This is a genomic window from Streptomyces sp. PU-14G, from assembly GCF_041028275.1.
Classification (GTDB): Bacteria; Actinomycetota; Actinomycetes; order Streptomycetales; family Streptomycetaceae; genus Streptomyces.
Genome location: NZ_JASKYT010000049.1, coordinates 22,286 through 32,580, shown reverse-complemented (window position 1 = coordinate 32,580; position 10,295 = coordinate 22,286). Strand labels below are relative to the sequence as shown.

Sequence of the window (10,295 nt, the reverse complement as noted above, 5' to 3'; positions counted from 1 at the left end):
CCCCCCGAGGGCCCGGCCCCCGAACCGCCGTACGGCCCGGCGCCGCCGTACGGCCCGGCGCCGCCGTACGGTCCGGCGCCGGAAGCGGAGCCGGGCGGCGCCGCGGGGGGCGGTCCGTGGGTCATCAAAAGCCCCGGGGCTGCCCGGTCGGCGGCCGGCCGCCCGCGCCGGTCGGCGGCCGGCCCGGCTGCTGCGGCTGCCCGTAAGCACCGGGCGGCGCGCCGGCACCCGGACCGGCGCCGTGTCCGTGCCCGGGCCCTGAGCCGAAGGCGGGCACCGGCACACGCTGCAGGATCTCGGCCGCCACCTGCTCCGCCGTGCGCCGGTTCAACTGCGCCTGCGCGGTCGGCAGCAGGCGGTGGGCCAGCACCGGGACGGCCAGCGCCTGCACGTCGTCGGGCAGCGCGAACTCGCGCCCGGCCAGCGCGGCAGCCGCCCTGGAGGCGCGCAGCAGATGCAGGGTCGCGCGGGGCGAGGCGCCCAGCCGCAGGTCCGGGTGCGCGCGGGTGGCGGCCACCAGCTCGACCGCGTAGCGCCGCACGGCGTCCGCGACGTGCACGCGGCGCACCGTCTCGATCAGCTTGACGATGTCGTGCGCGTGCGCCACCGGCTGCAGGTCCTCCAGCGGCGAGGCGCTGCCGTGCACGTCGAGCATCTCCAGCTCCGCGGACGGGCTGGGGTAGCCGAGGGAGATGCGTGCCATGAACCGGTCTCGCTGGGCCTCGGGCAGTGGATAGGTGCCCTCCATCTCCACCGGGTTCTGGGTGGCCACGACCATGAAAGGGTCGGGCAGCTCGTAGGTCTGCCCGTCGATGGTGACCTGCCGCTCCTCCATCGACTCCAGCAGCGCGGACTGCGTCTTGGGCGAGGCACGGTTGATCTCGTCCCCGATGACGACCTGCGCGAAGACGGCGCCGGGCTTGAACTCGAAGTCCTTGCGCTGCTGGTCGTAGACGCTGACTCCGGTGATGTCGGAGGGCAGCAGGTCGGGAGTGAACTGGATCCGGCGCACCGAACAGTCGACCGACCTGGCCAGCGCCTTGGCGAGCATCGTCTTGCCGACGCCGGGCACGTCCTCGATCAGCAGGTGCCCCTCGGCCAGCAGCACCGTCAACGAGAGCCGCACGGCCTCGGGTTTGCCCTCGATCACCGACTCGACACAGCGGCGCACCTCGCCCGCCGTGGCGCTCAGGTCACTCAGGTTCGCCCGTTCGTCATAGGTCGTCACCGGCCCTCCTCGGCCCCATCCCCGCTCGTACCACCCGCGCGTACGCCCCTCGCGTCCGCTCCACCGGGCCCTGCGTCGTGCGCTGTTGCTCATTCTTCACGGCCACAGGGCCTTCCGTCACTCTCCCGGGGCATCCCCGGCGCCGGACCCGGCCGGTTCCGGCGCCCGGGCCGCACCTTCCGGCAGCGGAAGGGAACACCGCCCGCGGCAGGTCCGGCGGCTGCCGCGGCGGCGGCCGTCCCGGCAGCCGGGCGCCCGGACGACCGCCGCGCAGACGCGTCAGCGCGGCGGTCGGCCGGACGGCGGCTCGGCTCAGGCCGGTGCGACCTCGCGCAGCTCCCCCGTCGCCACGTCGAGGACGAATCCGCGCACGTCGTCCCGGTGCGGCAGGAACGGTGAGGTCCGCACCCGTTCGATCGACTGGCGCACGTCCTGGTCGAGGTCCTGGAACGAGTCGACGGCCCAGGAGGGGCGCTGGCCCACTTCCGCTTCCAGCTCGTTGCGGAAGTCCTCGGTCATGCTGAGCAGTCCGCAGGTGGTGTGGTGGATGAGCATGACCGAGCGGGTGCCCAGGGCACGCTGGCTGATGGTCAGCGAGCGGATGACGTCCTCGGTGACGACGCCGCCGCCGTTGCGGATGACGTGGCAGTCGCCCAGGTTCATGCCGAGCGCGGGATACAGGTCCAGCCGGGCGTCCATGCAGGTGACGACGGCAACCTGGCGCGCCGGGGGAGCGCCCAGTCCCGGGTCGGTGAAGTCGCGCGCGTACGCCTGATTGGCGGCGATCGCGGCCTCGGTGGCGGAGAGGGAGGGCTCGGGCGGCTGAGGGGCGGATATCGACATGTGTATGACGTTAGCCCGCCCCGGCCGAGGCGGCCCGCCCGGAGGTGGGTGAAAGGGGGACGGTGCACCTGGTTGTGAGGTAATACACAGGCAGAAGCCCCGCCTCACCCGTCCGGCGGACAACACGTCCACGGATCGGGTGTCAGCCCCTGTCGGGACGCGCCTGGTCCCGTAGTTGACCGAGGGGACGAGTGGACTAAAGTGACGCGAAGTGGGAGGCAAGAACGCTCCCCAAGGACCCCGATTCCCCTCGCGCCCGCGGGCGCGCACGTGCGGCTCGGCCTCCTCCCGCTCCCGGCTGCCGGCGCTTCACGGCGCGGGCGGCCACTCCCCTTCGAGCGGGCGGGGACCAAGGAGCACGTGCACGGTGCCCGCCAGATCTGAGAGGGCACAGTGACCACCAACGAGCGGCCCGTGGGCGAACTGCACAACCCCGTGATGCTCCGGCGCACGCTGGACCTGCTCGCTCCCGCGCTGGCCGAGCCCGGCGCGACCGTCGTCGACTGCACCCTCGGTCTGGGTGGCCACAGCCAGGCCCTGCTGTCGACCTTCCCCGCGGCGCGTCTGATCGGCCTGGACCGGGACACCGCCGCGCTGGAACTGGCGGGCGAGCGCCTGGCCCCGTACGCCGACCGGGCGACGCTCGTGCACGCCGTCTACGACGAGCTGCCCGAGGTGCTGGAGCGCCTGGGCGTCCCCCGGGTCCAGGGCGTCCTGTTCGACCTGGGCGTCTCCTCCCTCCAGCTGGACGAGGCGGAGAGGGGTTTCGCCTACGCGCAGGACGCGCCCTTGGACATGCGCATGGACCAGACGAAGGGTCCCGGGGCCGCCGAGGTGCTCAACACCTACGCTCCCGGCGATCTGGTGCGCATCCTGCGGGCCTACGGGGAGGAGAAGCAGGCCCGCCGCATCGTCGAGGCGATCGTGCGGGAGCGGGAGAAGGAGCCCTTCACGCGCAGTGCCCGGCTGGTCGAACTGATCCGCGACGCCCTGCCGCAGGCCGCCAAGCGCACCGGCGGCAACCCGGCCAAGCGCACCTTCCAGGCGCTGCGTATCGAGGTCAACGGGGAGCTGGCCGTGCTGGAGCGGGCGCTGCCGGCCGCGCTGGAGGCGCTCGCGGTGGGCGGCCGTATGGTCGTGATGTCCTACCACTCGCTGGAGGACCGGCTGGTCAAACAGCTGTTCGCCGCGGGGGCGGCCAACACCGCGCCGCCGGGCCTGCCGGTGGTGCCGGAGCAGTACCAGCCGCGGCTGCGCCTGCTGACCCGCGGCGCCGAGCAGGCCACCGACGAGGAGATCGCCGAGAACCGCCGGGCCGCCCCGGCCAGGCTGCGGGCCGTCCAGCGCATCAGGGAGGCCACGTGACCACCCGCACGAGAGACCCCCGGGAGGCGATGTGACCGCGCAGCAGCGCCTCGCACGGTTGGCCCGGCTGGTGCCCGCGGGCAGCGCACAGGCGGCCCGCACCCCCTTCGTCCTGCTGATCGTCCTGCTGCTGGGCAGCGGGCTGCTGGCCCTGCTGCTGCTGAACGCCGCCCTCAACAAGGGCTCCTTCCAGCTGTCGAAGCTGGAGAAGGAGACCGAGGAGCTGACGGACCGGCAACAGGCCCTCCAGCAGGAGGTGGACGGCTACTCGGCCCCCGACCACCTGGAGGAACGGGCCCGCGAACTCGGCCTCGTACCCGGTGGCACCCCCGTTTTCCTGCGCCCCGACGGCACCGTGCTCGGCACCCCGGGCGGCGGCCAGGAGACCGGGGCCGGCGCGGGGCAGGTGGGGCCGTGAGCGAGCGCCCCCGCGAACAGGGCCGTGGCACCGGGCAGGGCCCGCGCCGGGTCCCCCGCCCGAGCCGCAGGGAACCGGGCCGCACCCCGTCGTCCAGGACCCCCGCGGGCCGCGGCGCCGGCTCCGCACGGACCGGATCGGGCTCGGGCGCTTCCGGCGCGGGCAAGGGCGCCCGCCAGGCCGCCGCGCGGCGCGCGCCCCGCACCGGGGGCCGGCCTCCGCGGGGCGGCGCGGGCGCCAAGACCCTGCGGCTGGTGAACCCGCGTCCGCGGCTGCGCCTGGTCGCCGTCGCGCTGACCCTCGTCATGCTCGTCTTCACGGCCAGGCTGCTCCAGGTGCAGGCCGTGGACGCGGGCGCGTACGCGCAGAAGGCCGCCGTCAACCGCTACATCACCGTGCCGCTGGCGGCCGAGCGCGGCACCATCAGCGCGCGGGACGGCTCGGCGCTGGCGACCACGGTCGACGCCTACGACATCACCGCCGACCCCTTCCTGTTCACCCCGAAGCAGGCCAAGGTCGCCGACGCCCCCGAGCGCGCCGCCGAGATCCTGGCCCCGCTGCTGGACAAGAGCCGTGCCGAGCTGGCGAAGAAGCTCTCCAAGCCGGACACCCGGTACGTGCTGCTGGCCCGCCAGCAGACCCCGCAGACCTGGCGGAAGATCAAGAAGCTCAAGCAGGAGCTGGCCGAGAAGGCGGCAGGCAAGGCCGGAGACGGGGGGCCCGGCGTGCTGGCGGGCGTCTACCAGGAGAAGCACGCCAAGCGCGTGTACCCGAACAAGAAGCTGGCGGCCTCCGTCCTCGGTTTCGTCAACAGGGAGGGCAAGGGGGGCGCCGGTGTCGAGGCGATGCTCGACAAGAAGCTCGCCGGCGAGAACGGCAAGATCACCTACGCCCAGTCGGGTGGCCGCCAGGTTCCCACGGCGGGCGTTCGCGAGCAGGCGCCCCGGCCCGGCGCGGATGTGGAGCTGACGCTCGACCGGGACATCCAGTGGGCCGCCCAGGAGGCCATCAGGGACCAGGTGGCGAAGTCGCACGCCGACAGCGGTTACGTCATCGTCCAGGACACCCGCACAGGGCAGCTGCTCGGCATGGCCAGCGCACCGGTGTTCGACCCGAACGACATCGGCAGCGCGAAGGTGGACTCCTTCGGCAACCCGGCCGTCCAGGACGCCTACGAGCCCGGCTCCACCAGCAAGGTCATGTCGATGGCGGCCGTGCTGGAGGAGGGCAAGGCCACTCCGCGTACCGCCGTCACCGTCCCCAACCGGCTCAAGCGCGCCGACCGCTCCTTCGCCGACGACGTCGACCACCCCACCTGGCACCTGACGCTCAACGGCGTCCTGGCCAAGTCCAGCAACATCGGCACCATCCTGGCGACCGAGCAGCTGGGGAAGACCCAGAAGCAGGCCAACAAGGTCCTCTACAGCTATCTGCGCAAGTTCGGCATCGGGCGCCCCACGGGGCTCGACTTCCCCGGCGGGACCAACGGCCTGCTGGAGAAACCGGAGAACTGGAGCGCCTCCCAGCAGTACACGATCCCCTTCGGACAGGGCCTGTCCCTCAACGCGGTGCAGGCCGCCTCCATCTACTCGACCATCGCCAACGGCGGCCGGCGGATCGAACCCAGCCTGATCCGCGGCACCACGGGCCCCGACGGGCGCTACCGGCCCGCCAAGCCCCCCGCCCAGCGCCGTGTCGTCAGCGAGAAGACCGCCGGGACGCTCGCCAGGATGCTGGAGTCCGTCGTCTCCGACATGGAGGGCACCGGCACCACGGCGAAGATCCCCGGCTACCGCGTCGCGGGCAAGACGGGTACGGCCAACCGGGTGGATCCCCAGACCGGCCGCTACCACGGCTACACCGCCTCCTTCGCCGGGTTCGCCCCGGCCGACAAGCCCCGCATCACCGTCTACTGCGCCGTCCAGAACCCCAAGAAGGGCAGCTACTTCGGCAGCGACGTGTGCGGGCCCGTCTACAAGAAGGTCATGAAGTTCTCCCTCAAGACCCTCCAGATTCCCCCGACGGGGGCCGAGTCCGCGCGGCTTCCCGTGTCCGCGGAGAAGGACAAGAACGACTGAGCCATGCGCCACGTGAGAACGATCACTGACAGCGAGTGCAACCCCCAGGCAGCCGAGGCGCCGCCGCGCCCCTCGCTTCGCGGCACCACCGCCCCGCCCGGTACGCTCACCGCCGTGCCACAAGCTGATCAGACCTCCCCCGAGTCCTACCCCGGGCCGCCCCGCCCCACGCGGGTGAAGCCCGTGCCGCTCGCGGAGCTGGCCCGACTGCTGGACGCCGAAGCGCCGGGCGCGGTCGTGACCGGGACCGCCGACACCGACGTGTCCGCCACCGGCATCACCCACGACTCGCGCGCCGTGCGCCCCGGCGACGTCTACGCCGCGCTGCCCGGCGCCCGGCTGCACGGCGCCGACTTCGTGGAGCAGGCCCGCAGCCTCGGTGCCGTCGCCGTGCTCACCGACCCGGGCGGCACGGCCCGCGCCGAGGCCACGGGGCTCGCGGTGCTGACGGTGCCCGACCCGCGCGCCCGTATGGGGGAACTGGCGGCCACCCTCTACGGCAAGCCCGGCGAGGACCTGCTGCAGATCGGCATCACCGGCACCTCGGGCAAGACGACGACCGCCTACCTGGTGGACGGCGGACTGCGGAAGGCCGCGGAGAAGGGCCTGCCGCGCGAGGTGCGCGCCGCCGAGGGCGAGGGCCCTCACCCCGCGGGCGGGCTGACCGGTCTGATCGGCACCGTCGAGTCCCGCATCGGCGACGAGCGCATCAAGTCGGAGCGCACCACCCCCGAGGCGACCGACCTCCAGGCGCTGTTCGCGGTGATGCGGGAGCGCGGCGTCAGCGCGGTGGCCATGGAGGTCTCCAGCCACGCGCTCGTCCTCGGCCGGGTGGACGGCTGCGTCTTCGACATCGGGGTGTTCAACAACCTCAGCCCCGAACACCTGGACTTCCACCCGGACATGGAGGACTACTTCCAGGCCAAGCGGCAGCTGTTCACGTCGCGCCGCTCGCGGGCCGCGGTGGTCAACTTCGACGACGAGTACGGCTTCCGGCTGCTGACCGAACTGGGGGAGGAGGGCTTCCCCGTCACCACGTTCTCCGCCGAGGGGCACCCCGACGCGGACTGGCGGGCGCAGGACGTGGTGCTCGGCCCGTTCGGCTCGACGTTCACGGCCGTCGGCCCCGAGGGGCAGCAGGTGCCCGCGGGCGTCCCGCTGGCAGGCCCCTTCAACGTGGCCAACGCGCTCGCGGCGCTGACCGCGCTGGTGGCCGCCGGCATCGACCCGCACACGGCCGCCGAGGGCATCAGCGAGGTGCCCGGCGTCCCAGGGCGCCTCCAGCGGGTGGACGCGGGCCAGGACTACCTGGCGATCGTCGACTACGCGCACAAGCCCGACGCCGTCGAGTCGGTGCTCTACGCCGTCCGCAAGGTCACCGACGGTGCGGTGCACGCCGTCCTCGGCTGCGGCGGCGACCGCGACCCGCACAAGCGTCCCGCCATGGGCGCGGCGCTCGCCCGGCTGTCCGACACGGCCGTGCTCACCTCCGACAACCCCCGCTCGGAGGACCCGCTGGCGATCCTGGCCACCATGCTCGGCGGCGCCGCTCAGGTCCCCACCCACGAGCGCGGCACCGTGCTGCTGGAGGAGGACCGGACCGCCGCCATCCGTGCCGCCGTCGCCCGCGCCGGCAGCGGTGACACCGTGCTCGTGCTGGGCAAGGGGCACGAGCAGGGCCAGGACGTCGCCGGCGTGGTGCGGCCCTTCGACGACACCCAGGTGCTCCGCTCGGCCATCCACGAGCGGGCCGCCGAACGTGCCGCGGCCCCGCAGGTTTCCTCCGTCGCGCAGAGTGACCCGTCCCCATCCGCCGAGACCCACCGGACAGACGACCAGAACCGATGATCCCCCTCTCCCTCGCTCAGATCGCCGCCCTCACCGGCGGACGGCAGCACGACATAACGGACCAGGACGCGTGGATCACCGGGCCCGTGGTGATCGACTCCCGCCAGGTGGGCCCCGGCGCCCTCTTCGCGGCGTTCGCCGGTGAGCGTGCAGACGGCCACGACTTCGCGGCGGCGGCCGTCGAAGCGGGCGCGCGCGCCGTGCTCGCCACCCGTCCCGTCGGTGTGCCCGCGATCGTCGTCGACGACGTCACCCGCGCCCTCGGGGCCCTCGCCCGGCACACCGTCCAGACCCTCGGCACCGAGGTGGTGGCGCTGACCGGCTCCAGCGGCAAGACCAGCACCAAGGACCTCATCGCCCAGCTGCTGTCGCGGCTGGGCCCCACGGTGTGGCCCGAAGGTTCCCAGAACAACGAGATCGGGCTGCCGCTGACGGCGCTGCGCGCCGACGAGGGCACCCGGCATCTGGTGCTGGAGATGGGGGCCCGCGGTATCGGGCACATCCGCTACCTCACCGAGCTGACCCCGCCGCGGTTCGGCGTCGTCCTCAACGTCGGCACCGCGCACATCGGCGAGTTCGGCGGTCGTGAGGCGATCGCCCAGGCCAAGGGCGAGCTGGTGGAGACGCTGCCCGCCGCGGGCGACGGGGGCGTGGCGGTGCTCAACGCCGATGACCCGTACGTGCGTGCGATGGCCGCGCGCACCCAGGCCCGCGTCCTCTTCTTCGGCGAGGACCGCGAAGCGGACGTACGGGCGGAAAACGTCCGGTTGTCCGAGCGCGGTACCCCTGCCTTCACGCTTCACACACCTACCGGGTGCGGCGACGTGACGCTCCGCCTGTACGGTGAGCACCACGTGTCGAACGCGCTTGCCGCGGCCGCCGTCGCCCACCAACTGGGCATGCCCGCTGGGGACATCGCTGACGCGCTCTCCGCGGCGGGCACGCTCTCCCGGTGGCGGATGGAGGTCACAGAACGCGCCGACGGCGTCACGGTCGTCAACGACGCCTACAACGCCAATCCCGACTCCATGCGGGCCGCGCTGCGCGCGCTGACCGCCATGGGCCAGGCAGCGAAGGCCCGGGGGGGCCGGACCTGGGCGGTGCTGGGTGAGATGGCCGAGCTCGGCGACGACTCGCTCGCCGAACACGACGCGATCGGACGGCTCGCCGTCCGGCTCAACGTCAGCAAGCTCGTGGCAGTCGGAGGCCGGGAGGCCGCCTGGCTCGACATGGGTGCCAAGAACGAGGGTTCGTGGGGTGAGGAGTCGGTGCACGTGTCCGGCACTGAGGCGGCCGTCGACCTGTTGCGTGAGCAACTGCGCGCGGGGGATGTCGTACTGGTGAAGGCCTCCAGGTCGGTGGGTCTGGAGAAGGTGGCGGCAGCCCTCCTGGAGGGAACGGCCGGTTCGGCGCACGAGGCCGGAGGCGCCGCCCGATGAGGCAGATCCTTATCTCCGGGGTCATCGGACTCTTCCTGTCCCTGATCGGGACCCCGCTGCTGATCAAGCTGCTCGCCTCGCGGGGCTACGGCCAGTTCATCCGCGACGACGGCCCGCAGAACCACCACAGCAAGCGCGGCACCCCCACGATGGGTGGCATCGCCTTCATCCTGGCGACGCTGCTGGCCTACGTGCTGACCAAGCTGGTCACCGGCGCACCGCCGTCCTTCTCCGGCGTGCTGGTGCTGTTCCTGTTCGCGGGCATGGGCCTGGTCGGCTTCCTGGACGACTACATCAAGATCGTCAAACAGCGGAGCCTGGGCCTGCGCGCCAAGGCGAAGATGGCCGGGCAGCTCATCGTCGGTATCGCCTTCGCCGCCCTCGCCCTCAGCTTCGAGAACGCGCGCGAGCTCACCCCCGCCTCCACCAAGCTCTCCTTCACCCAGGACTTCGGCTGGGCACTGCCGCCCGTGCTGTTCGTCGTCTGGGCGCTGTTCATGATCCTGGCGATGTCCAACGGCGTGAACCTCACCGACGGTCTCGACGGCCTGGCCACCGGCGCCTCGGTGATGGTCTTCGGCGCTTATGTGTTCATCTGCGTGTGGGAGTACCAGGAGTCCTGCGCGCACATCGCCACCGCGGGCCCCGGCTGTTACGAGGTACGGGATCCGCTTGACCTGGCCGTCGTCGCCGCCGCGCTGATGGGCGCCTGCTTCGGCTTCCTGTGGTGGAACACCTCCCCGGCCAAGATCTTCATGGGCGACACCGGCTCCCTGGCGCTCGGCGGCGCGCTCGCCGGCCTGGCCATCTGCTCGCGCACCGAGCTGCTGCTGGCCATCCTCGGCGGCCTGTTCGTGCTCATCACCATGTCCGTCGTCATCCAGGTCGGCTCCTTCCGGCTGACCGGCAAGCGCGTCTTCAAGATGGCGCCGCTCCAGCACCACTTCGAACTCAAGGGGTGGTCGGAAGTCCTTGTCGTGGTCCGGTTCTGGATCATCCAGGGCATGTGCGCCATCGTCGGCGTCGGCATCTTCTACGCGGGCTGGGCGGCCAGCAAGTGACCTTCGGGAGCGGCG

The 10,295-nt window shown here is 72.6% G+C and carries 8 protein-coding genes; 6 read left to right on the top strand and 2 right to left on the bottom strand.

Annotated elements, in window-relative coordinates:
- Window positions 1–124 precede the first annotated feature (124 nt).
- Window positions 125–1,228, bottom strand: a complete 1,104-nt coding sequence (locus tag AB8Z75_RS08950) for an AAA family ATPase (RefSeq protein ID WP_369200875.1) — start codon at window positions 1,226–1,228, stop codon at window positions 125–127.
- A 312-nt stretch (window positions 1,229–1,540) separates the two neighbouring features.
- Complete coding sequence (locus tag AB8Z75_RS08945) at window positions 1,541–2,071, bottom strand: beta-class carbonic anhydrase (RefSeq protein WP_369200874.1); 531 nt, start codon at window positions 2,069–2,071, stop codon at window positions 1,541–1,543.
- Window positions 2,072–2,464: 393 nt separating this feature from the next.
- On the opposite strand from AB8Z75_RS08945, the gene rsmH reads away from it, so the two are divergent.
- Genes rsmH through mraY form a run of 6 tightly spaced genes read left to right on the top strand, consistent with a single transcriptional unit; the run spans window position 2,465 to window position 10,280 of the window.
- A complete protein-coding gene (gene rsmH / locus AB8Z75_RS08940) occupies window positions 2,465–3,436 on the top strand; it encodes a 16S rRNA (cytosine(1402)-N(4))-methyltransferase RsmH (RefSeq protein WP_369200873.1) in 972 nt (323 codons plus the stop codon).
- Window positions 3,437–3,467: 31 nt separating this feature from the next.
- A complete protein-coding gene (locus AB8Z75_RS08935; RefSeq protein WP_369200872.1) occupies window positions 3,468–3,854 on the top strand; it encodes a septum formation initiator family protein in 387 nt (128 codons plus the stop codon).
- Window positions 3,851–5,932 (top strand): peptidoglycan D,D-transpeptidase FtsI family protein, encoded by a 2,082-nt coding sequence (locus AB8Z75_RS08930; protein ID WP_369200871.1) that lies wholly within the window; start codon window positions 3,851–3,853, stop codon window positions 5,930–5,932. Before AB8Z75_RS08935 ends, AB8Z75_RS08930 begins: the two co-directional genes overlap by 4 nt.
- Window positions 5,933–5,935: 3 nt before the next feature.
- Window positions 5,936–7,780, top strand: coding sequence for a UDP-N-acetylmuramyl-tripeptide synthetase (gene murE / locus AB8Z75_RS08925; protein WP_369200870.1), 1,845 nt, complete (start codon window positions 5,936–5,938; stop codon window positions 7,778–7,780).
- Window positions 7,777–9,219, top strand: coding sequence for a UDP-N-acetylmuramoyl-tripeptide--D-alanyl-D-alanine ligase (gene murF / locus AB8Z75_RS08920; RefSeq protein ID WP_369200869.1), 1,443 nt, complete (start codon window positions 7,777–7,779; stop codon window positions 9,217–9,219). Before murE ends, murF begins: the two co-directional genes overlap by 4 nt.
- Window positions 9,216–10,280 (top strand): phospho-N-acetylmuramoyl-pentapeptide-transferase, encoded by a 1,065-nt coding sequence (gene mraY / locus AB8Z75_RS08915; protein WP_369200868.1) that lies wholly within the window; start codon window positions 9,216–9,218, stop codon window positions 10,278–10,280. The genes murF and mraY overlap by 4 nt, the downstream gene beginning before the upstream one ends.
- Window positions 10,281–10,295: the final 15 nt, after the last annotated feature.